Here is a 25,087-nt window from a genome sequence, read left to right as displayed (position 1 = left end):
CGTTATCGCCGCTTGAGCCGACTCTGCCCATGCTCCCGACCATGCGGTGACGGGCCAGCGCGCGCAGGAACGTCCTGCTTCGAAATTGAGATCCTCTGTCGCTGTGGACGATGCAGCCGGCGACATCACCGCGCATGGTGACGGCGTTCTCGAGCGCCTGGACGGCCAGTCTTGATTTCATCCTGGAGTCGATCGAGTACCCCACGATCCGGCCAGAGAACGCGTCCTTGATCGCGCAACAGTAGAGCTTGCCTTCTGCGGTCTTGTGCTCGGTGATGTCGACGAGCCAGAGTTCGTTCGGCCCGTCGGCGGCGAACACGTGCCGCACCCGCCCATGCTCGTCGACGACCGCGCAGAGGTCGTCGTGGACGGGCGGCCCGGGCTTGCGGCCCTTGCCGCGCTTCGGTTTCCCGAACACGCTGAACCAGCCGTTGGTCGACGCGATCCGCCACGCGGTCCGGTCGGACATCGCCTCGCCAGCGTCGCGGGCTTCGTCGGCGAGCAACCGGTGCCCGAATTCGGGGTCGTCTTTGTGCGCGTCGAACAGTGCGTTCGCGCGATACGCCTCCACGACTTCGCTGGGCGTGATGGGGTCGGCGAGCCACCGGTAGTAGGGCTGGCGGGAGAGCTTGAGCACCCGACACGTCACCGTCACAGGGATTCCTGCTTCGGCGAGCTCTGTCACGAGCGGGTAGAACCTTTTCCCGGCAGATTCGCCTGCGACAGATACGCCGCCGCACGCCGCAACACCTCGTTCTCCTGCTCGAGAAGCCGGTTCCGTTTCTTCAGCTCCCGGATCTCCGCGGACTCGGACCGTGACTGGCCGGGCTGGACGCCCTCGTCGATGTCGGCGCGACGCAGCCACTTCTGCAACGTCATCGGGTGGACACCGAAGTCTTTCGCAATCTGCTCGATCGTCACTCCAGGCTCGCGGCTCCTCGCGACGCGCACAACGTCGTCACGGAACTCGGTGGGATAGGGCTTGGGCACGATGTCATCCTTCCAGGCCAGCCCTCCCGGGCAAGCCAGATCAGATGTCACCTAACCGTGCAGCAGTCCCATTCGCTGGCGAAGATTGTGCAGATTGTCGAGGCGGAGCAGTCTCGAAAAGGCGATGCGCAGCGGTTAGCTGACCGGATTGCTAAGCCGCTGGTTCCGGCAATCATGCTCATGGCCGCTGTGATCGCGGGTATCGGCGCAGTGTTTGGCGACCCGGCGACGTGGGTGGAACGAGCTCTTGTGGTGCTGGTGGCAGCCTCACCCTGTGCGCTGGCAATCTCGGTTCCGGTGACAGTGGTTGCTGCTATCGGCGCCGCCAGCAAGATTGGTGTGCTGGTCAAAGGTGGTGCGGCGTTGGAGTCTCTCGGCCGGGTCCGGATCGTGGCTGTTGACAAGACGGGAACGCTCACCGCGAACAAGCCGGTTGTTGTCGGTGTTGCTGTTGGCGGTCAGGCGAACGAGGTCGCGGGAGAACCCGGTGTGACCGGCGACGTTGGGCATTCGATTGAGCAGGCGCGAGTGCTCGCGGTTGCCGCGGCGCTGGAAGCTCACAGTGAACATCCTCTGGCTCGTGCGATCCTTGCATCTGACGGTGGGGTGAGTAGGGCTGCGACTGATGTACAGGCGGTGCCAGGAGCGGGTCTGACCGGTCTGGTCGAGGGTCGCCCCGCTCGGCTTGGGCGGCCGGGTTGGATCGATGCGGGTGCTCTGGCCGACCGGGTCGCGGCCTTTCAAGCTGATGGTGCAACCGCGGTTCTCGTCGAGGAAGACCAACGTCTCCTCGGAGTCGTCGCGGTACGTGATGAGCTTCGCCCCGAAGCACGGGAGGTCATCACGCACATGCACGATTCTGGAAATGCCGTGGTGATGCTCACCGGTGACAATGCCGCGACGGCGACTGCTCTTGCACAGATCGCCGGGATCGACGATGTCCATGCGGATCTGCGTCCAGAAGACAAGGCACGAATCGTGTCCACGCTGCGCGGCGACGGATTCATCGCAATGGTCGGTGACGGGGTCAACGATGCTCCCGCACTGGCCACAGCTGACTTGGGAATCGCCATGGGCGCGATGGGTTCTGATGTCGCGATTGAAACCGCGGACGTGGCACTGATGGGCGAGGACCTGCGGGTGCTGCCTCAAGCGCTCGATCATGCTCGTCGGGCGCGGACCATCATGCTGCAAAATGTGGGGCTGTCCCTTGGTCTGATCGCCGTTCTCATCCCGCTCGCACTGTTCGGGTTGCTCGGGTTGGCCGCGGTGGTCGCTGTCCACGAACTCGGTGAGATCGTCGTCATCGCCAACGGCGTCCGTGCTGGGCGGGTCAAGAACCGCCTGACGATGGCCGATACCGCTGGAGCATCGGTAGCAGTCGGGGCGAACCGATGACCCCGTCTGGTCCGGCGGTGTCAGGCGGTAGGTCGGGATATGCCCGCCGCCTGGGGATGCTGCTGCTGGCCCTGACCTTCGTCATCGTTGACGTGGCCGTCAAGGCATGGGCAGTCGATGCACTTGACGGCACCCGAATAGAGGCCGGGCCGGTGGACCTGCAGTTAGCGTTCAATTCGGGCGCGGCCTTCTCCTTTGCCGCCACCGCTCCGGGGTGGGTACTGCTGGTCATTCCCGCCGCGGTCACGTGTGGAGTCGCGGTCCTCGGTTGGCGTACCGCAGACTCCCACGGACTGCTCTGGCGCGTCGCGATTGCCGCCGTCCTGGGCGGAGCGATCGCTAACATCATCGACCGCATACCGGACGGAAAAGTCACAGACTACCTACACACCGGCTGGTGGCCCACGTTCAATCTCGCCGACACGTTCATCGTCCTAGGCGCCCTCACCCTCGTCGTGTGCATCATTGTCGACCCACACGAATCACCATCGCAGAACGAGGGGCAGGTACCGGCTGAGGACCAGTGAGCTGGTGCGATGTTGTGCTGTCTCCGGACCGTGATGGTCCGGCCGACGTCACCGCAGTCGTCGACCGGCATACCGAGCCCACGTTTCGCCGGAGCGTTCAGCGTGAAGGAACGCAACCTGATGGCTGTAGCCCAATGCGTCGGCGACGACGGACGGAGGGCACTCGAGCACGAGGTCGTCGAGTGCGCTGTTGCGGGCACCGAGGTTGCTCATGCCGATCAGGCGCAGGCGATGCATGATCGTGTCGGGATGGAGATGATCTCCGGCATGCGTGCCGGGAAACAACCAGGGATTGCCGTGTCCACTGGTGCGTAGATTCGTGCGATGGGCGAGCACGTCGCGGACGAGTTGAGCGAACGGTTTGGGCACGTCGACGGGGTGCTTGCCGAAAGTGATCGCCATCGGATTGCCGTCGATGATCGATGATGTCTGCAGTCGGACAATGCTTTTCAGCGGCTGCGCATACAGCAGAATCAGGACCCCAGCGACTCTGTAAGGGAGAGTCTCACTGTCACCAGTGAGCAGTTCGCTGATCCAGGCGATCCGCTGGGCTTGAGTCAAGGATGGTGTCGTCTTCGGAGCCCGGTGGCCGAGCTGCACGGCGGTATTGAGTCTGTCTTGTTTGCAGATGACCAGGAACGTTCGGATCGTGTATCGCGTTGTCGGACCTGTTGCGATCCACTGGTCGACGTCGTGTTGCGTGCAGGTCTCGATCGTGCGTCCGTAGGTGGACCTCAGCCAGCTCAGGAACTTGACGGTCTCGGTGATCTCTTGTTTGGCCGATCGCACCGATGGCTGGGTATCGCCGCCGGCATCGGCGATTGCGCGAATCCGCCGCAGATGGTGCCACGTCGCGAAGTGGCGAGCGGGCCGGGCGACCTCGGTCGGCAGGTCGATCAGCTTGTCATCGATCCATTGTTCGAAGCGTGGCAGCCACCGGTCTCGGGGAGGCAGTAGGCCGTGGTATTCCATCAATGTCCGCAGATGTTCTGCTGCCCGACTGGGTAGGGTGTCTAAGCCTTCGTGCGTGGCGGCGATGGCGCCGGTTCCTAGCCCCTTGAGCAGTTCCTGGACTTTCGGTGACCGCTTCCAGATCATCGTCGACTCGGGTCGCTTAGCGACGCATAGCGCGTCGACGAGGCCGCTGAGGATTGGGTCGGACGGCGGCCCGCCCATGATCTCGTGTAGGTCGTCCCGGACGGCGCAGCGAGCGCATATCGTCCCGCGGTGGTGACCGGACTCCTCGCCGCAGCGGCTGCATCGAAAGTCGTCGACGATACCTGCGCACGGCCCGCACACCGGGGTGCCGTCGGGCAGGGGTGGTCCAGGTAGAAGTCGTTCGACGCCGCATACCGGGCATGTTCCGTGAGTGTGGATCGCGGTGAACCAGCAGGTGAAGCAGATTCGGCCTTCGGGCCAGTGTGCCTGCGTCCGGGTGGTCGATCTGCCGCACCGGTCGCAGACCCACGCTCCACTCGCCTGTCGCGGTCGGCCGCGTACTGGCCGATAGGGGACTAGGCCGTCAGGTTCCATCCTGTCTTCACCTCATTGCGTGGTGCTACTCGTCGAGGATGTTCGCGCGCCGCGGACGCACAGCGCGGTCCAGCCGCATGACGTTCGGGCCGGCATTGGCTGCTCGGTGGTGCTCGCGAGCATTGACGGCGGTGACTGTGAGAAGCGCGTCGGGGCCGCACCCGAAGATGTCACACAACGCCGACATCAACTGCAGCGACACCCGCTCAGGTCGCTGGTTGACCAGCCGATACACCTGGGGACGGGACAACGAGATGTCCCGTTCTGCGAGCAAGGGGATCAAGTCCGTGGTCGTGTTCATTCCGCGCGCAGCCATCAACTCCGCCAGCCGCCACGTGTAATCGACCTTGCGTTTCATTCGGCAGTTCCCTTCGTCGTGCTGTCCAACGCTTCTCTCACGGTCCGGTCCAACACCGATCTCAATGTCGACCGACGAAATTCGTCAGATGTGAACTGATAGATTCCCGTCGTCGAGGCGTGTTCGTGCCCCATCTGGTCCTGCACGAACCTGGGATCCCAGCCATCCTCGAGTAAATGCGTGGCGTACGACCGCCGAAACGAATGCAGATCGACGCCGTCGGGGATACCCAGATCAACACAGTAGCGGCGTACACGACGAAGAAGAGTCGACCCCACCACCAGCCCACCTCGTTCGCTGGAGAACAGATCAAGACTGTCGGGATCACCTCGGCCGTTGGCGATCCAGTCCTCGATGATCGGAGGCGTCCACCGCCACACCGTCAACACCGAACGGGGTTTCGGAGGTGACCCGCGGAACGCCTTCCCGTACCGGACCTTGCACACGCCGAACTTCCCGAACTCGCGAGCGTGGGGATTGCGGGCGAAGTCCACCAATTGCAGGTGCGTGAGCTCGTTAAACCGCAAGCCGTAGGCGTAGGCGACCTTCATCATCGCGGCGTCCCGGTAGGCCGCCTGCCAGCCCTTCCTGCTGGTCGTACCGATCCGAGCTACCTCATCGTCGGCGTACTCGAACAAGGCTTGAAGCTCGTCCTTGGTGTAAGGGCGCTTGCTCGCCCGCCCGTCGTACTCCTGGACGTGGCTCGCGGTGTTCCAGGCGGAAAAAACCTGGGCCGGGTACGCGTCGAACAGCTGCTCACAGACGCGGTCCCACCCGTAGTCAGGGTTGCTGATGTAGGAACAGAATGCCCGCAGTGTGCCGTGGTAGCCGCGCAACGTCGAGTGCATCACATGACGAACCGACCGAAGATCGGCGGAAAACTCCTCAACCATCGCCGGTGTCCAGTTCCACGGCTCCTCGTTCGAATGCTCGATGAACCTCTGCACGCAGCGCACTCGCCGATCGATTGTCGAGAACTGCAAGTTCCTGGACAGCTGCTGGTTCCGCCACCCGTCGAGCATCAGCTCGACGACACGCTCCTCCGGCCGCAGAAGCGGCACAGATTCAACCAGATGTACTCGGCCAACCTCATCGATTCGCATCGGAACCTCCACCAGAAACGGTTTCATCTGATGATTCAATGATGCATCCAATGAGACGGCAGGTCAATACCCGCAGGTCAAAATGACAACGAAATCGATCAAGACCGGGCAACTGCCCACGCGACTCATGGGGTCTCGCCGGAAGGCGGCTGGCCTAACCGGTACGTATCCGCTGGTCCCGACGCCATAGAATGAACGAAGCGCCCGGGCATGGGGGAGCCGCAGTGATTCATCTGTTGCAATACGCAGGGTTCAGTTTGACATAATGTATCTTATCGGCGTTGTTTGTACAGCAGCGGACCGCCGTGCGCCGGATCATTGTGAACCGTCACCCAATGTGGCGAGTTGTCATCCACCGTCCGCTCATTGTCAGGTCACTGGCGAAACTGTCACTTCTGCTGGCGAGCGGATCCGCCGTCATCCTTGTTGAATCCCGGCCGGCCAGTCGGACTCAGCGCGCACCAGCCGTCCCGCGTTGCTTTGGTTCATGCCTTTGGCGTCTAGCCAAGCCCCACCACATATTTGTCACAGTGACGTATTAGGCGCAGGGTTGAAATCCCACAAGTACCCTCTAGCCTGGTTCTTTCATCGGTGAATTCGACTCGCCGACCCTGATGCATGAAGAAAGGTGCTCTCACCTGCGATAATCGTTCTTGCGACAGTCCGATTACGTCAGAGCGAGGGAGCACCTTTCTGGTGAGTAACTCTACCGTGTTCTACCCACACATCCGCGCCACCGGCGACGGCGAGAACCTCGTGTCCCACGCCGGAACCATCCTGTTGACCCGAACAGTCGAGGTCAGCGGCCTCGCGGCCGAGTTGTCGACCGCACGCGCGCCGTGGCGCACGCCCTCCGCAGTCCATGATCCGGGCAAGATCATCGCCGACCTCGCCGTCGCACTGGTCGCCGGCGGCGACTGCCTCGCCGACATCGCCACCATCCGCGAACAACCCGACACGTTCGGCCACGTCGCCTCCGACCCGACCGTCTCCCGCCTGATCTCAACGCTGGCCGCCTCGCCGGTCCAGGCGTTGTCGGCGATCGCTGCGGCTCGAGCAGCGACCCGGGCACGGGTGTGGGCGTTGGCCGGTCCTGCTGCTCCGAACCACGGGATTTCGGCGAAGAACCCACTGGTCATCGACCTCGACGCAACCCTGGTCACCGCACACTCGGACAAGCAGTCAGCGGCGGGAAACTACAAGGGCGGCTACGGTTTTCATCCGATGACCGCGTTCATCGACCACGGGCCCGGCGCGACCGGAGAAGCCGGAACGATCCTGCTACGACCAGGCAATGCCGGATCGAACACCGCCACCGACCACATCACCACCACCCAGCAGTCGTTGGCGCAGATCCCCGACCTACCACCGCGTCCCGGCCGCAAGATCCTGATCCGTACCGACTCGGCCGGCGCCACTCACGACTTCCTCGACTACCTGCACAAACAGCGAGTCTCGTACTCGGTCGGATTCGGTCTCGATGCCCGGTTGGGTGAGATCATCGACCGACTCCCGAAGAAGGCATGGACTCCGGCCTACAACAGCGACCGCGAGCAGCGAGACGGCGCCGACGTCGCCGAGTTGACCGGAGTGATCGACCTGTCGGGGTGGCCGCCGGGGATGCGGGTGATCGTGCGGCGGGAGAAACCCCATCCCGGTGCACAGCTGCGGATCACTGACCGCAACGGGTGGCGATTGACCGCGTTCGCCACGAATACCACGCGCGGGCAGCTGGCTGATCTGGAACTACGGCACCGCCGACGCGCCCGGTGCGAGGATCGGATCCGGCAGGGCAAAGACTGCGGGCTGTTGAACCTTCCGTTGTTCTCGTTCGCGCAGAACCAGGTGTGGACCTCGATCGTAGCGTTGGCGATCGATCTGAACGCGTGGATGCAGATGCTGGCGTTGACCAGCACTGATGCCCGCACGTGGGAGTTGAAGACATTGCGTCTTCGGTTGTTCGCGATCGCGGCTCGGATCGCTCGGCACGCCCGTCAGCGACGGCTGCGGTTCGATGCCCGTGCCAAGTACACCGGTCTGCTGATCGCCGGGCTCGATCGTCTCGACGGCTACCCGAACAGCACGTGACCAGCGTGTCCTGACGTATCCGAACGACCTGAAAGACACCCTCCGGGCCCGTGAAACCCGGCCGTGATCCGGCGGCAACCGGCCAGCCTGTCGTACCCGAACCGCAAAATCAGCCCTGCCGCAATCAATCCGAACCGCTCAGGCAGGGATAGGCACCGGATGAAAGATCGAGGCTAGCAAGCTGCCGTCGTCACCCATCTTCGCGATTATCGATCAGCGACAATGGCGATATTTCAAACGTGACGTCGGCACAACGACTCGGCCTACTCCGAATGGTCGCCAGCTGAGATTTCTTGGAGTGACCGTTGCGAGACTGTCATGAGAGTCTCGATTAGCTGGCGCCACGTCGTACTGGGAGGGAATGACCGGTAGCGGTATCGGAAATCGGCGCCGTAGCGAAGCCATTCCTTTGTACCCTCGTACGGCAGAAGAAATCCGTCATCGAAGTCGAAGTTGAAGTTGAAGAACTCTGGATATGACTTCAGTAGCTCGGCTCCACGGAGTTCCTCTGGAATTCGCTTCGATTCGCGCGGGTTAAGAATACCCACGAGTCGCAGCGCGGAACCTTCCAACTGCCACCCGAGATCGCATATGCAGTTCGTGTTCGTGTCTTTCAGGAAATGCTCAAGAACCCCGGCCTTGCTCTTGGCAGAGATGCCTGCGCCCAACATGAGTTGATCCGAGGTGAACCCGCACTCTGTGCCCAACCTTTTCCTGAGGATCTCCGCACACCGTGACATCTGCTGCTTGCGTACCAGCGTCACCAGACGTGCAGCCCGGAGATTTTCCAGGTCTCCATCTGAAAACTGGAAAGGCTCATCGAGATGGTGCTCCGGATCGAACTCCATGGTGAGCGCTACCAGGTCTTGTACCAGGTCGACATAGCGAGAGAAGATGGTCCGATCGTCGCCCGAGAGGCGCGTCAGAGTCGACCGAAGTGCAGGTAGCAGCCCTTCATACGAGCAATAACGCCACGTCACGCCACGGTAATGGGCGATCTCGAAAGCCGGCGGGGCCAGTGACAACAGCCACCATGAGGTTCCTGACCTGTAGTTTGGCTCCTTGAGCGCGAAGAGTTTGTCAACGTAACGCTCGACTTGTTTCGGATCGGGCAGGGCTAACACCTTGTTCTCGAGAATCAGGCGGCCCGAGTCTGAGTCGACTTGAAGATCAATATTCCGGAACTCCCGGTGCGCCTCAGTCGGGCGTGCCAAGCCGAACAACTTCCATATCTCGGCCGATTCATCAGGTTTCTCCTTGGCGAGCCAGTAGAGCATGTTGCTGTGAAACAGTTCCTGCCCGGCCGTCGAAAGTTGGTACATCGGGTTCGCCTTCAAACGCGCAACAACGTTCTCTGCGGCCATGTCATTACCCTTTCAAGCCTGCTCGCTACCGAGATGCTCCCCCACTCGGTTGACGCCGCCCTCGGTGAAGGCGATCACCCAGTCTGGGTTGTAGTGGCCGACCGGGGTCGGGATGAAGAATCCTCGTGACAGTTTCGCATAGCCTGCCACTTCCCTACTAGACCGTCCTCGGCACCCGGCACCCGGCACCCAAACCTGCCATCCATGTTCGACTCGGCTCCACCCAGAACGCTGCGAACTAGTCGGTCGATGCGTTCCTCCAGGTCTGGATCGACTTCGCCAACCGAAGCTACAATCAACTCTGCTTCCGCACTGACATTCAGCGCTCGACCAATCGCAGCGGTCTGGTGAAAGAGATCCTCGGCCACCAATCGGAGGGTAGCCGCTGCGAAGCACGGCAGAGCCAACTTGCCTACGTAGACCTCGGACTACACATACCGCGGGGCACGAAGTACGGCTACTGCGCCGCACCGAGTACGGTGAACCACCCCAGGTTTGATGCCGTTCCTTTCTGAGTCAGGAAGGATGACAATCATGCCCAAGAAGATCGACCCCGAGGTGAAGGCACGGGCGCTGCGCCTGTACGCCGAGCACGGCCGGGAGTATCCGAATCCCACGGCGGCCGCGACGGCGATCGCCCGGCAGGTCGGTGTCGGCAAGGAAACGGTCCGCAGATGGATCAACCAGGCCGATATCGATGCCGGTGCCCGTCCGGGCACCACGAGCGAGGAATCAGCCGAGCTCAGGCGTCTCAAGGCCGAGAACAAGCGCCTGCGTGAGGACGTCGCGATTCTGCAGGCGGCAACGACTTTCTTCGCGGGGGCACTCGACCCCCGAAGCCGATGATCATGGGATTCATAGAATCCCTGCGGGACAAGGGATGTGCGGTCGAGTCGATCTGCCGAGTGCTCACCGAGAAGGGCTGCAAGATCGCCGCACGAACCTACCGGTCCTGGCGCACCACGCGCCCGGCCGCGCGCACCGTCACCGACGCGAAAACCGTCGACGCGGTCCGTTCAGCGGCCTGGGCCACCACGGCAGACGGGCGACGGAAGATGACCCCGGAAGGCCTGTACGGGCGGGTGAAGATGACCAGCCATCTGCGGCGCAACGGTGTCGTGGTCACTCCTGGTGCCGTTGATCGGGCGATGCGGCTGCTGGACCTGTCTGGGGCGGTCCGCAACAAGAAGGTCCGCACGACGATTCCGACGCAGGACGGCATCCGGGCCGGTGACCTGGTGAACCGGGACTTCACCGCGACCGCCCCCGATCAGCTGTCGGTTACCGATTTCACGTACGTCAACACCCGGGCAGGGTGGGTGTACGTGGTGTTCATTGTCGACGTGTTCTCCCGCTGGATCGTCTCCTGGCACGCCCACACAAGCAAGGAGACCTCGCTGGTACTGATCCCGCTGCGGATGGCGTTATGGGTCCGCCGCCACGAAGGCCACCCGGTGCTCGCCGGCAAGCTCGTCCATCACAGCGATGCGGGCAGCCTGTACACCTCGTCGGATCTGACCGGTTAGCTTGCGCTGCAACAGAGTTCGGCGTCGATTGTGTCGATCGGTGACGCCTATGACAATGCGCTCGTCGAGTCGGTGAACGGCTTGTACAAGACCGAGTGCATCCGCACCACGATCTTCCATCCAGGGCCGTTCAAGACACTCTCCGACGTCGAGTACGCGACATCAGAGTGGGTCGACTGGTACAACAATCGCAGGCTGCATTCGCACCTCGGACACATCCCGCCCATCGAGTGCGAACACAGCCACTACGCTGCCCTCACCCCCGAGCCGCAGCCCGCATAGGAGCGGCAGAGAACCTGGGGTGGTTCACGGCGCTTGGATGCCGCGACTGCCTCGAATGAAGCGCCCTGGGTTCCGTTCCGAGTCTCAGCAAGGAGAATCGGAGTATGCCCAAGAAGTTCAGTCCAGAGCTGCGTGAGCGTGCCGTGCGCATGGTCTACGACCGCCAAGCCCGCGAGGGCGGACCTCGCGCAGCATCGATCCGTGCCGTCGCGCCGCAGCTCGGTGTCGGGACAGAGACGCTGCGGATCTGGTGCAATCGCTACGGCGCCACCGAGCCGGTCGGACCGGGAGAGCCGCTCGAGGAGGAGAATCGCCGTCTCCGGCGGGAGCTCGCCGAGGCGCGACGTGCGAACGAGATCCTGAAGGCCGCCTCAGCGTTTTTCGCAGCGGAACTCGACCGCCCCACGACGAAATGATCGCGTTCGTCGACATGCATCGCGAGAAGTTCGGGGTCGAGGCCATCTGCCGCATCCTCAGTGCGACAGAATGTGGGTTCATCACCTCCCGCGGATACCGCGCTGCCAAGAACAGGCCGGCCTCCGCTCGCAGCGTTCGGGACGAGATGCTGGCGGAGGAGGTGCAGCGGATTCATCAGGCGAACTACAGCGTCTATGGGGTCCGGAAGATGTGGCACGCAATGCGCCACGCAGGATGGAACGTCGGTCGCGACCAGGTCGCGAGGCTGATGAAGATCGCCGGCCTGCAGGGCGTTCGCCGAGGTCGAAAGCCCGTCACCACCTGCTCCGCAGACGGAGATGACCAGCGCCCGGACCTCGTTGAACGGCGGTTCGTCGCGGATCGACCGCAGCAGCTTTGGGTCGCCGACATCACCTACGTCCGGATGCTCTCCGGGTTCTGCTACGTCGCATTCGTTACCGATGTCTTCAGTCGCAGAATTGTCGGCTGGGCGGTCGCGCCCACGCTCCACACGGAGTCTCTGCCATTGCTCGCACTGGAGCATGCACTGCAGTCCACCGGGGTGAGCAGGAACGAAAGCGGATTGATCCACCATTCCGACAGGGGTAGTCAATACGTTTCGCTCGCCTATTCGGACGCTCTGCTCGCCGCGGGAGTTACGGCTTCAGTAGGTACCGTCGGCGATAGCTACGATAACGCGCTGGCCGAGACAGTGAACGGCCTATACAAGGCGGAGTTGATCTACTCCAAGCGGATCTGGGAGTCAGTCAGCGAGGTTGAGCTCGCCACGATGGGCTGGGTCCACTGGTGGAACACCTCCCGGCTCCACGAAGCTCTCGGCTACCGCACCCCGGCGAACGTCGAAGCGACCTACACTCACACCACGACGACCGCGCCCGCGACCGTGTAACCACGGAACGAAACCCAGGGCGCTTCAGAAACCGACCTCAACCGTGATACGTGCAGGAGTTGCAGCTACTTGCACATCGACCCGCATTCCTAGCGGGCGTCGGACCCATGACGGAAAGAAGTAGTTGGTCGGCGCAGTGAGCGAGAACCACTCGCGGTACATCACGTAGGCGGTCAACGCGAGGCCGAGAACCGTCAGGATCGCTCCGAGAACAGTCAAACGCGCCCAGAACAATCGTCCTTGGATTCTTGCCTATGCGTGTGCCTTCTGTATGAATGGTCGTGCCGGTTTTACGTGGAAGGTGCCTGGGCAGGTTCGTCGGCGGGACGGCCACCAGTAAGGTCATCGACAGAATGGCCGTAAGCCAAACCAACAACCAGAGGTAGGCGCGTTGAGCAAGCTGGGCAATTTCGTGTGGGGCATCGCCGACCAGCTGCGCGGCGTGTACAAGCCGCACCAGTACGGCGGCGTGATCCTGCCGTTCACGATCCTGCGCCGGCTGGACTGCATCCTCGAACCCCACCGCGACGAGATCCGCGAGCTGGCCGAGAGGTTCAGCGGCGGCGCCCTGGACGTCCAGGTGAAGCGGAAAACGGGCCTGTCGTTCTACAACACGAGCCTGTTCACCTTCTCCCTCCTCCTTGAGGATCCGGAAGGCTTGCGCGCGAACCTGGTGGACTACATCACCGGCTTCTCGGCGAACATCGACGTCTTCGAACGCTTCAAGTTCGAGAACGAGCTCGTCACCCTCGACGAGAAGAACCGTCTCTATCTGATCTCCTCCCAGTTCGCTGAGGTGGACCTGCACCCGGATACGGTGCCCAACGCCGAGATGGGTGACCTGTTCGAGTACCTGATCTACAAGTTCGCCGAAGCGTCCAACGAGGAGGCCGGCGAGCACTACACCCCACGCGACGCGATCCGTCTCATGGTGGACCTGCTCTTCGCCGAGGACAACGAAGCACTCCTCGAACCCGGAACCGTCCGCACCATCTACGACCCGACCGCCGGCACCGGCGGCATGCTCTCAGTTGCTGAAGAACGTCTCCTCGAACGCAACCCGGAGGCACGGCTGCGACTGTATGGGCAGGAAATCAACGACCAGTCGTATGCGATCTGCAAGTCCGACATGATCGCCAAAGGTCAGGACGTCGACAACATCCGACTCGGTGACACCCTGGCCGACGACCTGTTCTTCGACCGCACCTTCGACTTCTGCATGTCCAACCCTCCCTACGGCGTGGACTGGAAAGCCTCGGCAGAGTCCGTGAAGAAGGAAGCCCTCGCCACCAACTCACGCTTCTCCCACGGACTTCCGGCCATCGGCGACGGACAGATGCTGTTCCTCAGCCACCTCGCCTCGAAGATGCGGGCCCCGCACGACGGCGGCGGCCGTGCCGGCATCGTTCTTAACGGTTCCCCGCTGTTCAACGGTGCGGCCGAATCCGGGCCGTCGAAGATCCGTCAGTGGCTCCTCGAATCGGATCTGGTCGAGACGATCGTCGCGCTGCCGACCAACATGTTCTTCAACACCGGCATCGCGACCTACATCTGGCTCCTCGACAACACCAAGCGCCCCGAGCGCCAGGGCAAGGTGCAGTTGATCGACGCCACGAGCTTCTGGACCAAGATGCGCAAGAGCCTCGGCGCCAAGAGCCGCGAACTCGATGCCGATGCGCGTGACAAGGTCGTCGCTCTCTACGACGCTTTCGACGACGCCGACCCCGACTACTCCAAGGTCTTCACCGCCGAGGACTTCGGCTACTGGACCATCACTGTCGAACGACCGCTGCTCGATGACGACGGACAGCCAGTCACCGATCGCAAGGGCAACCCGAAGCCTGACGTCAAGAAGCGCGATACCGAGAACGTCCCCTTCACCTACGGCGGCAACACCGCCGGCGACCTCGGGCGTGGTGCCACCATCAAGCAGTACTTCGAAACCGAAGTGCTCCCGCACGTACTCGACGCCTGGATCGACGAGAAGAAGACCAAGGTGGGCTACGAGATCCCGTTCACTCGACACTTCTACAGGTACGTGCCACCGCGGCCGCTCGCCGAGATCGACGCCGACCTTGAGAAGCAGGTCGCCAAGATCATGAAGCTGCTCCGGGAGATCGAAAAATGACGAGCGGGCGGAGCGACGCCGGCTCACGCAGTTGGCTGAGGTGCATTCCGGAAGGATGGCAAGTCAGCCCACTTGGAGTTCATTTTTCAGAACGCAGCGCGCAGGTGAACGACGTCGATTACCCACCGCTCTCCGTTACGAAGCTGGGTATAGTGCCGCAGCTCGATCATGTGGCGAAGACAGATAACAACGACAACCGCAAGCTCGTCCGCTGCGGCGACTTTGTGATCAACTCCAGATCCGACAGGAAGGGATCCTCTGGCGTATCCGAACATGACGGAAGCGTGTCCGTCATCAATATCGTATTGGAACCACGCGACACCATAGACGTTCGGTTTGCCCATCACCTGCTACGCAGCGAAGCCTTCCAAGAGGAGTACTACAGGTGGGGAAATGGGATCGTCGCCGATCTGTGGTCAACGCGATACTCTGCGATGAAGCGGATCCCGGTTGCGCTGCCTGCACTCGCCCAACAGCGCGCCATCGCCGACTTCCTGGACCGGGAGACGGCCCGGATTGACACACTCATCGAGGAACAGCAGCGGCTCATCGGCCTGCTTCGAGAACGCCGGCAGGACACAGTCGCCACGGCGCTCCACGGGCTTCCAGGGAGGACAAAGCTCAAGTACTGCGCGATGGTTCAGACCGGTGTCACATTGAATGGCGAAGGCGATCCGAGTTGGCCCGAGTGGCCCTATTTGCGGGTGGCGAATGTTCAGGTAGGCCGTGTCGACCTAGCTGAAGTCAAGACGATTCGCCTTCGTCCGGAGGACGCAGCGATGAGCATGCTCCGTGCGGGAGATGTCCTTATGACGGAGGGCGGTGATATCGACAAGCTCGGCCGTGGAGCCCTCTGGTCTGGCGAAATCTCCGACGCACTACACCAGAATCATGTGTTCGCCGTCCGACCGAACGCCAATCTTCTTCCAGAGTTCCTGGTCTATACCCTCGATGGGGCCGAAGCGCGGACGTACTTCTTCACGACTGCAAAGCAGACGACGAACTTGGCGTCCACCAACAAATGGACTCTCGGCAACCTTCCGTTGTCATGCCCACCTGTCGATGAGCAGCGTCGTATCGTCGCCTACCTCGATAAGCAGACTACGAGGATCGACATGCTCATTGCCGAGACGGAAGAGTTTATTGACCTATCTCGCGAACGACGATCGGCACTGATAACCGCGGCAGTGACAGGGCAAATCGATGTCCAGGACGTCGAGGTGGCCTGAATCATGGCGCAGCACAATGAGATCGAGTTCGAGAAGGAACTTGCCGAGTATCTGGCGCAGTACGGCTGGATGTATTCGCTGAATGACGCCGGCTACGACAAGCAGCGCGCCTTGTTCCCTGCGGACGTGCTCGGCTGGTTGCGTGAGACTCAGCCTGAGCAGGTCGACAAGGTCGTCAAACCCGGTTCGCGTTTCGACAAGCTCAACGACCGGGAGACGCAGCAGGAGGCGCAGCTTCTTGATCGTTTGGTGAAGGTGCTTGATCTTCCGTTGGAGAACGGTGGCGGCACGCTGAACGTGCTGCGTAAGGGGTTCTCGCATCTGTCGGGGAAGTTTGCGATGTGCCAGTTCCGGCCGGAGTCGACCCTGAACGAGAAGCGCAACGCCGACTATGCGGCGGTGCGGTTGCGGGTGATGCGGCAGGTGCACTTTTCGACTGCGGACAACCGCAGCGTGGATCTGGTGTTCTTCGTCAACGGCCTGCCCGTCGCCACAGCAGAATTGAAGACCGACTTCACGCAGTCCGTCGCCGACGCGATCACCCAGTACCGCACGACCCGCCTCCCCAAGGACCCGGGTACGGGGCTGGTGCAGCCACTCTTCAAGTCCGGTGCGCGGGCGCTGGTGCACTTCGCGGTCTCCAACGACGAGGTGTGGATGACCACCAATCTGGCGGGCGAGAAGACGCACTTTCTGCCGTTCAACCGGGGCACCGAGGACGGCGGCGCCGGCAATCCGTTGAACTCGAACGGGTCGCGCACCTCGTATCTGTGGGAGCGGGTCCTGCAGCGGGATGCGTGGCTGAACATTCTGGGTCGGTTGATGTACATCAAGCATGAGCAGTCGACCGATCCGATCAGCGGCAAGACCAGCAGGACTGCATCGTTGCGGTTCCCGCGGTTTCATCAGTGGGAGGCCGTCACCGAACTGACCGCTGCCGTCACTGCGGAGGGTGTCGGGCAGCGGTATCTGGTTCAGCATTCGGCTGGGTCGGGGAAGACGGATTCGATTGCGTGGACGGCGCATCGGATGGCGCGGCTGCAGGTGGACAATCGGAAGGTGTTCGATTCGGTCATCGTCGTCACCGACCGCAATGTCCTCGATGCGCAGTTGCAGGATGCGATCAAGCAGATCGACAATGACCAGGGCATCGTCGTCGCGATCGATCGGGATGAGGCGGCGAAGGCCGGCGCCTCAAAGTCAGGGCTGCTGGCGAAGGCGTTGACGGACGGCAAGCTGATCATCGTCGTCACGATCCAGACGTTCCCGTACGCGATGGCCGCGATCAGGGAGAACAAAGGGCTCAAGGGTAAGAAGTTCGCGGTGATCGCGGACGAGGCGCACTCGTCGCAGTCCGGGCAGATCGCCGGGAAACTCAAAGCCGTCCTGACTGCCGAAGAACTCCGAGACATTCAAGACGGCGGTGAGGTCGATATCGAGGCCATCCTCTCTGCAGAGGCCAGTGATCGGGCGGACTCGTCGAACATCTCCTACTTTGCGTTCACCGCGACCCCGAAGGGCAAGACCCTCGAGTTGTTCGGGCGCCCGCCGGCACCGGGTGAGAAGCCGGCGGCGTTCCACGTCTACACGATGAAGCAGGCGATCGAGGAGGGCTACATCCTCGATGTCCTGACCGGCTATCACAGTTTCAAACTCGCGTTCCAGATCGGCCAGAACGCCGCCACCGATGATGAGGTGGATCAGGGTGAGGCGACGAAGGCGGTGATGAAGTGGGTGAAACTGAACCCGCAGACCATCGCGCAGAAGTCCGCGATCATCGTCGAACATTTCCGTGAGAACGTCGCCGGCCTGCTCGAGGGGCATGCGAAGGCGATGGTCGTCGCCGATTCCCGCAAGGCCGCTGTCCGGTACAAGCTGGCGATCGACGAGTACATCGGGAAGAAGGGTTACGGGTACGGCACCCTCGTTGCGTTCTCCGGCGCCGTGGAAGACCTCGAGTCCGGTCCGGAAGACTTCACCGAAGCCAACATGAACCCCGGCGTCCGGGATCTACGGACCGCGTTCACTGGTGATCAGTACAAGGTGATGATCGTAGCCAACAAGTTCCAGACCGGCTTCGACCAGCCGCTGTTGTGCGCGATGTACGTCGACCGGAAACTTTCCGGCGTGACAGCAGTACAGACTCTTTCACGCCTGAACCGCATCTACCGCACCCCGTCCGGGACGCCAAAGACCGCGGCGATGACACAAGTCGTGGACTTCGTCAACGATCCGGCCGTGATCCAGGAATCGTTCGAGCCGTACTTCACCGACGCCTTCTTGGAGACTGAGACCGATCCGAACCTCGTTCACGATCTGGCGGCCAAGCTCGATACCGCAGCGATCTACACCCAGGATGAGATCGATCGGTGCGCTGACGCGTGTGTGAAGAACAAAGGCAACAACGCGCTCTCGGCTGCGGTGGCGCCGGGGCAGAAACGGTTCAGCGAGCGGTACACCGCCGCGTTGATGGATAACGGTGGTGAGGGCGATAAGGCCGAGCTGGCGGTGCTGGACATGTTCCGCCGGGATGTCGGTTCGTTCGTCCGCCTCTACGACTTCATGTCGCAGATCATCGACTACGGCGACCCCGAACTGGAGAAGAAGCACATCTATCTGCGGCTGCTCGAGCGGGTGATCAAGCCCGAGAACTACACCGCACCCATCGACCTGTCCGATGTGGTTCTCAAGCAGGTCAAGCAGGTCGACCGCGGCAAGACCGACATCAGCCTCGGCGCCAAGGTCGGATTGTCCGGCCTGACCGCTGCCGGCTCGGGCGAGAAGCGTGACCCAACGATGGTCGCGTTCCAGCAGGTCCTCGACCGACTTAACGAACTCTTCGGCTCCGAAGACTTCTCACAGTCACAAAAGGTCTCGTTCATCGAGTCGCTCCTGCAGACCTTGCTCGCCGACCATGACCTGGTGCAGCAGGCCAGGGTCAACAGTGCCAAGCAGTTCACCGAGTCACCTGACTTCGAGTTCGCTGTCACCGGTGCCGTGGCCGACAACCAGGGAGCGCACTCGAAGATGAGTGACTACTTCTTCAGCAACACACCCGGCCGCGCCCGACTCATGTCGGACATCGCGAAATGGTTCTACCAGGTCGTTGTCGAACAGCAGCCTGACTGATTCTCACCTACCCGAGAAGGGTGTCGCAGATCCGAGTCCCGGATCGGCCAGTTCGTGACGAGCGGTAGAGTTTCCTGATCGACCTGCGTAACTCCGGCTGATGAGGAGGCTCTGATGGCCGGTACCGTCTACAACAGCTACGCCGAACGTGCTGGCGTGAGGAACGGCCTCTACGACGGACTGCGGCGCTCTTTCAAGGACGCGCAGCGCCGGCTCTGGATCACCGTGCCGTGGTGGGACACCTCAGAACCCGCGAGCATCTTGCTTCACGATGTCATCACTGCTCAGCGGCGCGGTGTCGATGTACGTGTGATCGCTCGTACTGATCCAAACAACGATGCAGCGCTCGCGCGGCTTCGTGATGCGTCCATCGAGGTTGTGCGGATCCGGAACGTCCACGACAAGTACGTGCTGTTCGACGATGCCGTCGCCGTCCAATCATCGAACTTCACTCGCAAAGAGCTACGAGTAAACGAGAACTCAGGGCTCTTCATCAGTGACGCCGGAACGGTGTCGACCTACGAGGCAATGTTCGAACAACTCGTCGCCAACCGAGCCGCCCTCGCGATTGGCCAGGAAGAGTGGACGCCCGCGGAATCGCTCATTCCGCCAGAACTGACCAAGTATCTCGATCGCTTCGAACGCCTGAACCCACTGCAATCGAAAGCCGTGCCAGCCGTGCTATCAACAGCAGGGCACACGATGGTCGTTGCGCCCACGAGCGCGGGAAAGACCCTCGTGGGACAGGTTGCCGCGCTGCGCTCGATCGTCTTAGAAGGGCGGCCGGCGGTGTGGCTGCTGCCTGCGCGGGCGCTTGCCGCAGAGGTCGCCGACACTGCGGCAAAGTGGCGACAACTCGGTATCAGCACGCTCGAGTTGACCGGCGAGGTCAACATCGCCAGCGACAAGGCACGGAAGGCGCAGCTCTGGGTTGCGACAACTGAGAAGTTCGAGTCGATGTACCGGCGCTCGACACTCAGTGATCACTTCGACAGGGTCGGGTGTCTGATCATCGACGAGGTGCACCTGGTCGGCGACTCCTCGCGTGGTGCCACACTCGAATCTGTGATCGCTAGGCTGCGCCTGGCGGAGTCGCGGACACGGATCGTGGCGCTGTCCGCCACGGTGGCCAACGCTCAGGAACTCGCGGACTGGTTCCACGCGCAGCTGATCCAGTCGAAGTGGCGCCCGACCGTGTTGACCACTCAACTGGTGCCATACGGCTCAGGACCTGGTGAGTCGGAGTGGGCTCAAGAGGAGTCAGGCAAGAACGCGACGCTCAAGCGGCTGCTCCTCGATCTCGCTGCAACTGGACCTGACGATGAGGATCGTCCCGATAGCCTCAGAGAGGCTCTTGGTGACGGCACAACTCTCGGGAGCCTCTTAGTCTTCTGTGGCAGCAAGAATGCGGTGAGAGGCACTTCAGCGATGCTCGCTGAAGTAACGGCCATCCAGGGCGATGACGAGCAGTTGGTTGCAGAAACAACTAAGCGCGGCGTTGGGATCCATTTCCGCGACGCGCCCCAAGCGGCCGACTCACTACAGGCATTCAACAACCGGCAGCTCAACACACTGGTGGCCACGTCGGGATTGTCGACCGGAGTCAACACTCCTGCCCGGATCGTCGTCATCCGCGATCTGACGCTCGGAATCTCCGATCTGGAGGTCAGCCAAGCGCAACAGATGCTCGGACGCGCCGGACGTGCCGGGCAGGAACGAGAGGGCTTCGGCTACCTTCTCGTGCCGCGACACAAGGAAGTCGAGTGGAGACGTAAGCTCGCCGAAGGCTACCGGGTCGACAGCCAACTCATCAGCCAGATCGCCGACGTCATTCTCGCCGAGATCCTGCTCGGGAGCATCACCTCGCGCGCCGACGCCGAGATCTGGTTCAAGGGCACCTTTGCCTACGCGCAATCGACTCAAATGCACGATGTCGGCGAGGTGATCGATCGCCTGGTCAAGTATCACCTCGCTGATGAAGGCGACAAAACGCTGTCGGCAACTGAACTCGGCAAGCTAACCGCACGACTAATGATCGGAGTGCCCGCCGCGTGCGGGATCCTCGACGGACTGGCTTCGCTGGGCTTTCCCGCAGATGCCACCCACGCAGAGAACCTGGTGCTCGGACTAGTCGCCAGAAGCGTCCCCGATCTACGCGACCTTCCAGTGAACCCGCGTACCTACGAGAACTGGACCGCCGGCACGCTCGCATCGTGCGGAGACGGCCTCGACCAGTATGTGGGCGACGAATTCGGCTCCCGTTTCGCCGCAGGCACTGCCGCGGCGGCACTTCGCCAGCAGTCCCTACTGTCGGTGCCGAGAGGATCGAAGATGTCGCGGGGCGAGATGGTCCGCGCCGTGGCCGAACTACCCAGATTCTTGAACTGGCTCGGCGCCCTCGGTGCGCTCGGCGAATCGACCTGGGCGCCCGCTGTCGCCGGGGACCTATCCCGGCGCCTGCAATGGTGGAACCTCAACCCGACTCCCCAACGTGGCTCCGGCCGGTTACTGACCTTCTTGGAACAGCTCCTCGACCCAGAGCACCAGAACCGCAGAATGCCAGGACTGTGGAAACGTGCACGGCAGGCCGGGTTCGACCAGCCCAACGCGATCAACGTCTCGCCACGAAACGTCGACGCATCACCAGAGACGTTCGCCAAGATCGTGTCTGGACGAGCACACCTCGTTCTCCCGCCCGCAGAAGGCACCGCAATCGAGGTAGAGGCCAGCCCCTACGACGCTCAGATCACCGTGATCACCAACAGCGGATCACTCCCCGACTACAGCAGCACAAAGGCACTCGGGCAGACAATCAACTTGCCCTTACCACACGGAAGTGCCAGCGAGGAACTGGCGGCCGACATCATCCTGTACGCCAGGAACGACTGCGCTTACCAGAACCTCGTCACCGACATCCCGAACAGGAACACAGCAGACAACGACAAGACGATGCGTGAGGTCCGACGTCTGATCGGACGACTAGTCCCCTCCGCAGCCGTTGCACCTCACACTTCGAGAGTCCGCCGAGTGTTCATGGGAGACCGGAAAAGGACGCTGGCCGAGCTCATGCCTCAAGTCGCCACCGGGCCCGATCTGGACCAGGTCGCCGTCCTGCTCGCAGGGCATGCGCTCGACGTCGAGTCACGGATCGTGAACCTACGACTCGGGCTCGAGTCGCTGCTCAACGAAAGCTCCTCAGGAGGCCCCCTTCGATCCGCAGGATCAGTACTGAAGTCCGGGACAGCGACACCTCACGAATTCGAATGCGTCCTGATCGCACTAGCCACATCACTCGGCGCCGAGATGGGTATGGCGACATCGAGCAAGGGAAAATTGATCGCCCTCGTCGAAGTTGACGGCCAATGGCGTATGGCTACACCGATCACCTCCACGGACTACATCAGCCAGCCATTATCCCCAGACACTCTGCCGGCTAACATCGTCCCGATAGCACCATCGCAGCCTCGAGGGCCCGTGAAGCCGCTATTCCCATGGTTAGCAGAGTTCACACCCGGATCCGGTGAACCCATTCCCGCGAGGCGTCCGACAGCATCCGGAGAGTCACTTCGTGCCAGCGCCGGACCCGGCACTGCCGGAACAGCATATGCAGCGCGTGACAGGTCAACTAATTCAGCGCCCCGAGACATCGCAGCCCCGCTGATCGACCAGATTGGTAACGAGGTAGGAACTCCAGTCGAGCAATCTCGGTCGTCTACCACTAGCGTCACACACTGCAGTGAATGCGGCTCGCCACTCGCAAATGACTCCACCTGCGATGAATGCAATGTGGACTACGCGCTGGACGACGATGACGATCGCAGCTGCGAAGAATGTGGTTCACCCCTCGACATGGACTCCAACTGCAACGAATGCGAAGAGAACGCTGCCTTCTGTTGTGGCGAATGCGGCGAGTTAGACGATGAGACCGTCTGCTACGAGTGTGATGAACGTATCTGTGCGTCGTGCGGATGCACGGCATGCGAAAGTAATCGAACAGCTCTGGACAAATGGGCATGTGACTACTGCGGATCTGAGTTCGGTGGCCAATGCGACTGTCTCTGATCATCAACGGGCTCCGTCGAACCGAGTAGAGCCAACAACCGATGCGGGGACCGGTTCAACCTCTTTCACCACCGGAGCGCGACGGTGTCTCGCGTGGCGTTCGGAGGTGCCGGGTGCGGAAAGACTCCTATATCGCGCGGACAGTATCTCTTCGATCGATCATCCGATGAACTAGGTCAGGCACTGCGAGCGACGTCAAGCACAGTGATCAGGAAGAGCGGCCGGTTCAGACTCCGGCGTGTCGGGCCTCAGATGCATGCGTTGTGTCTGGGTACCTGGTCAGTAGCCATTCGACGTGGCTGAGTTGGTGACGGAGGTTCACGCGCTGGTCCCCTCGCCTCCCCCGATCCTCCAACTCATCTACGAGAGATTGTTGCGCGGCAAGAAGACTGCGCCGCCGGCGTGAATACCGCTGGCGACAGTACGGGCTGCAGAAGAGTTCACTTCGTCCGCGGCGGTGGGGTTCAAAAGCGCATTCTTCGCTGCAGTCGGGATTCATGCACCGAGCTGTCATCGCATACTTCGGCTCGGTGACTGCGGGAACGTCGTCGGTGCGCGGCACTGTGTCCACCCTGGTGTGTCCGAGACCCGTCCCGCAGGAAAAACGCAGCGATGCTGGGGTATCCGCGAACGTTGAGAACCTTCGAGACTGGTGCTGTGGCTTCGATATACGTCACAACACTACTCCTTGAACAGAGCAAACGACTGAAAATACGTTCCACCGAATCGCCTGAGGTGAAACGAACGCCAGAGTAATCTCGGAGGAGACGAGTGATCCTGGTATGTCTGCGCTACCAGGCGATCCTCAGTCGGAAAGAGCCGATGAGCCTGCCGTTCACGGCCGAATTCCCTCCGATCCGCAGGAGGCTGCCAGCACCTAACGAAAAAGTCGTCGCCCCGGCTGCAACCGATGGCGACGACTCTATGTTCACTTCTTTCGAGACCTGGATTGCCGTCCTTAAGCGTCTCGCTTTCCACCTGTCACAGTACGCCTGACACGGTGCGATTGCACCTGTTTGGACATTACGTGTGACCCGGTCAGGGAGGTCGTGATGACCTTGTCGTCGTTGCCCTTGTCGAACTGTGTCGGTCCTGTCGATGGTGCCCCGATGCCTCCGGGTTTCGATGTCGTTCGTGGTGGGCAGTAGCTGTGGCAACGTATGTCGTTGCGCGGACCCGCAGCCTCACCGCGAGGAATTTCACCCAAGTCGTGTGGACGGATCTCGCGGGGGTCGACCACTATCGCCGTGCCGATCATCGACTGCGGACCGGTCTGCCGACCGAGCTCGGCATGCGGCGCATCGGATATCAGCACGACGGTGGACCGTTGCACCGCGAGCACTATTCGTCGACGATGGGACGTCACCTGTGGTGCGAATCGGGCCTCGAGGAGCTCGCCATGCTGCTGGCCGACCGAAACCCGTCCGTGGAGACGTACGCGTGTCAGGCCCTCGAGTTCGTGTGGCCGCTGAACTCTGCGCACACCTCCCATGTTGTTGATCTTGTGTGTCGGCACTCGGACGGTTCGGTCGACCTGGTTGATTCGCATCCGAAGATCGACGAGAAGTTTCGTTCCCAGGCTGTGCTGACACAAGCGGCATGCGAGATGATCGGATGGAACTACCACGTCTTCACCGGGCTCAGCCACGACGCGGAACGCAACGTCCGGTGGCTTGCTGCGGACCGCCATTGGTGGATCGTCGCGGGTCGAGAGGCGCTGCTGGAGCGGATCGTCTCGGCGGTGACAGAACCGATGAGTATCGAGCGTCTGTGCGCGCTTGTATGCCCCGATGCGCCGGGATGCGCGCGTCCTCTGGTCCACTTCGCGATCTGGCACGGCCTCGTACAGGTCGACTGGAGCCGTCTAGTGCGCCGTCAAACTATGGTGGGGACTGCTGCACGGTTAGGTGACATCTGATCTGGCTTGCCCGGGAGGGCTGGCCTGGAAGGATGACATCGTGCCCAAGCCCTATCCCACCGAGTTCCGTGACGACGTTGTGCGCGTCGCGAGGAGCCGCGAGCCTGGAGTGACGATCGAGCAGA

14 protein-coding genes, 3 pseudogenes and 1 other annotated feature are annotated in these 25,087 nt (G+C 61.8%); of the genes and pseudogenes, 11 read left to right on the top strand and 6 right to left on the bottom strand.

The genetic code is table 11. From position 1 onward, the window contains the following. Positions 1-990, bottom strand: a pseudogene (locus ACJMNC_RS06930) (IS3 family transposase); the annotation flags it as partial. A 54-nt stretch (positions 991-1,044) separates the two neighbouring features. Here ACJMNC_RS06930 and ACJMNC_RS06925 point away from each other — a divergent pair. Together ACJMNC_RS06925 and lspA are read left to right on the top strand one after the other, a co-directional pair. Continuing rightward, a pseudogene (locus tag ACJMNC_RS06925) lies at positions 1,045-2,388 on the top strand (heavy metal translocating P-type ATPase); the annotation flags it as partial. Beyond that, complete coding sequence (lspA, locus tag ACJMNC_RS06920; protein ID WP_008376365.1) at positions 2,385-2,915, top strand: signal peptidase II; 531 nt, start codon at positions 2,385-2,387, stop codon at positions 2,913-2,915. The pseudogene ACJMNC_RS06925 and the gene lspA, both read left to right, overlap by 4 nt. 48 nt (positions 2,916-2,963) lie before the next feature. On the opposite strand, the gene ACJMNC_RS06915 is transcribed toward lspA, so the two are convergent. From ACJMNC_RS06915 to ACJMNC_RS06905, 3 genes are all read right to left on the bottom strand, one after another. After that, positions 2,964-4,091 (bottom strand): hypothetical protein, encoded by a 1,128-nt coding sequence (locus tag ACJMNC_RS06915; RefSeq protein ID WP_040517705.1) that lies wholly within the window; start codon positions 4,089-4,091, stop codon positions 2,964-2,966. A 382-nt stretch (positions 4,092-4,473) separates the two neighbouring features. Then, positions 4,474-4,806, bottom strand: a complete 333-nt coding sequence (locus ACJMNC_RS06910; protein WP_005203177.1) for a helix-turn-helix transcriptional regulator — start codon at positions 4,804-4,806, stop codon at positions 4,474-4,476. Then, on the bottom strand, positions 4,803-5,909 hold the full coding sequence (locus ACJMNC_RS06905) for a tyrosine-type recombinase/integrase (protein WP_278127435.1): 1,107 nt from the start codon (positions 5,907-5,909) through the stop codon (positions 4,803-4,805). Before ACJMNC_RS06905 ends, ACJMNC_RS06910 begins: the two co-directional genes overlap by 4 nt. Positions 5,910-6,605: 696 nt before the next feature. Between ACJMNC_RS06905 and ACJMNC_RS06900 the strand changes: the two genes are divergently transcribed. Continuing rightward, complete coding sequence (locus ACJMNC_RS06900) at positions 6,606-7,997, top strand: IS1380 family transposase (RefSeq protein ID WP_408947217.1); 1,392 nt, start codon at positions 6,606-6,608, stop codon at positions 7,995-7,997. 263 nt (positions 7,998-8,260) lie between these two features. Here the strand turns inward: ACJMNC_RS06900 and ACJMNC_RS06895 are convergent, their stop codons facing one another. Next, complete coding sequence (locus ACJMNC_RS06895; RefSeq protein ID WP_408947216.1) at positions 8,261-9,361, bottom strand: hypothetical protein; 1,101 nt, start codon at positions 9,359-9,361, stop codon at positions 8,261-8,263. Positions 9,362-9,373: 12 nt separating this feature from the next. Next, positions 9,374-9,511 carry a hypothetical protein gene (locus ACJMNC_RS06890; protein WP_408947215.1) on the bottom strand — a complete coding sequence of 46 codons (138 nt, stop codon included), beginning with the start codon at positions 9,509-9,511 and terminating at the stop codon, positions 9,374-9,376. 384 nt (positions 9,512-9,895) lie between these two features. On the opposite strand from ACJMNC_RS06890, the pseudogene ACJMNC_RS06885 reads away from it, so the two are divergent. The 8 genes and pseudogenes from ACJMNC_RS06885 to ACJMNC_RS06850 all read left to right on the top strand — a co-directional run bounded on the left by ACJMNC_RS06885 (position 9,896) and on the right by ACJMNC_RS06850 (position 24,962). Further along, positions 9,896-11,169: pseudogene (locus tag ACJMNC_RS06885) on the top strand (IS3 family transposase). Between the two features lie 104 nt (positions 11,170-11,273). Next, positions 11,274-12,496 (top strand): IS3 family transposase gene (locus ACJMNC_RS06880; RefSeq protein ID WP_085948520.1). Its coding sequence is split into 2 segments (ribosomal slippage): positions 11,274-11,553 and positions 11,553-12,496, totalling 1,224 coding nucleotides; the frame shifts between segments, so codons are not numbered across the junction. Beyond that, positions 11,543-11,676, top strand: a sequence feature (AL1L pseudoknot). (Overlaps the previous gene by 134 nt.) Before the next feature lie 391 nt (positions 12,497-12,887). Next, positions 12,888-14,624 (top strand): N-6 DNA methylase, encoded by a 1,737-nt coding sequence (locus tag ACJMNC_RS06875; RefSeq protein WP_408947214.1) that lies wholly within the window; start codon positions 12,888-12,890, stop codon positions 14,622-14,624. A gap of 104 nt (positions 14,625-14,728) precedes the next feature. Beyond that, entirely contained in the window at positions 14,729-15,853 is a 1,125-nt protein-coding gene (locus ACJMNC_RS06870) for a hypothetical protein (RefSeq protein WP_408947213.1), read from the top strand. A 3-nt stretch (positions 15,854-15,856) separates the two neighbouring features. Further along, on the top strand, positions 15,857-18,982 hold the full coding sequence (locus ACJMNC_RS06865; protein WP_408947212.1) for a type I restriction endonuclease subunit R: 3,126 nt from the start codon (positions 15,857-15,859) through the stop codon (positions 18,980-18,982). Between the two features lie 114 nt (positions 18,983-19,096). Beyond that, positions 19,097-23,044: a DEAD/DEAH box helicase gene (locus tag ACJMNC_RS06860; protein ID WP_408947211.1), complete on the top strand. Its 3,948-nt coding sequence runs from the start codon at positions 19,097-19,099 to the stop codon at positions 23,042-23,044. A 771-nt stretch (positions 23,045-23,815) separates the two neighbouring features. Then, complete coding sequence (locus ACJMNC_RS06855) at positions 23,816-24,040, top strand: hypothetical protein (RefSeq protein ID WP_408947210.1); 225 nt, start codon at positions 23,816-23,818, stop codon at positions 24,038-24,040. A gap of 154 nt (positions 24,041-24,194) precedes the next feature. Continuing rightward, positions 24,195-24,962 carry a TnsA-like heteromeric transposase endonuclease subunit gene (locus tag ACJMNC_RS06850; RefSeq protein ID WP_408947209.1) on the top strand — a complete coding sequence of 256 codons (768 nt, stop codon included), beginning with the start codon at positions 24,195-24,197 and terminating at the stop codon, positions 24,960-24,962. Positions 24,963-25,087 lie beyond the last annotated feature (125 nt).

This window comes from Gordonia sp. VNK21, from assembly GCF_046098115.1.
GTDB lineage: Bacteria > Actinomycetota > Actinomycetes > Mycobacteriales > Mycobacteriaceae > Gordonia.
Note: the sequence above shows the minus strand (reverse complement) of the source record. Positions and strands in the feature narration are given on the sequence as shown.

Excerpts from the sequence above, each read along its gene's own strand:
- ACJMNC_RS06910 (WP_005203177.1), bottom strand. The coding sequence starts at position 4,806 with ATGAAACGCAAGGTCGATTACACGTGGCGGCTGGCGGAGTTGATGGCT.
- ACJMNC_RS06865 (WP_408947212.1), top strand. The coding sequence starts at position 15,857 with ATGGCGCAGCACAATGAGATCGAGTTCGAGAAGGAACTTGCCGAGTAT.
- ACJMNC_RS06895 (WP_408947216.1), bottom strand. The coding sequence starts at position 9,361 with ATGGCCGCAGAGAACGTTGTTGCGCGTTTGAAGGCGAACCCGATGTAC.
- ACJMNC_RS06915 (WP_040517705.1), bottom strand. The coding sequence starts at position 4,091 with ATGGGCGGGCCGCCGTCCGACCCAATCCTCAGCGGCCTCGTCGACGCG.
- ACJMNC_RS06905 (WP_278127435.1), bottom strand. The coding sequence starts at position 5,909 with ATGCGAATCGATGAGGTTGGCCGAGTACATCTGGTTGAATCTGTGCCG.
- ACJMNC_RS06860 (WP_408947211.1), top strand. The coding sequence starts at position 19,097 with ATGGCCGGTACCGTCTACAACAGCTACGCCGAACGTGCTGGCGTGAGG.
- lspA (WP_008376365.1), top strand. The coding sequence starts at position 2,385 with ATGACCCCGTCTGGTCCGGCGGTGTCAGGCGGTAGGTCGGGATATGCC.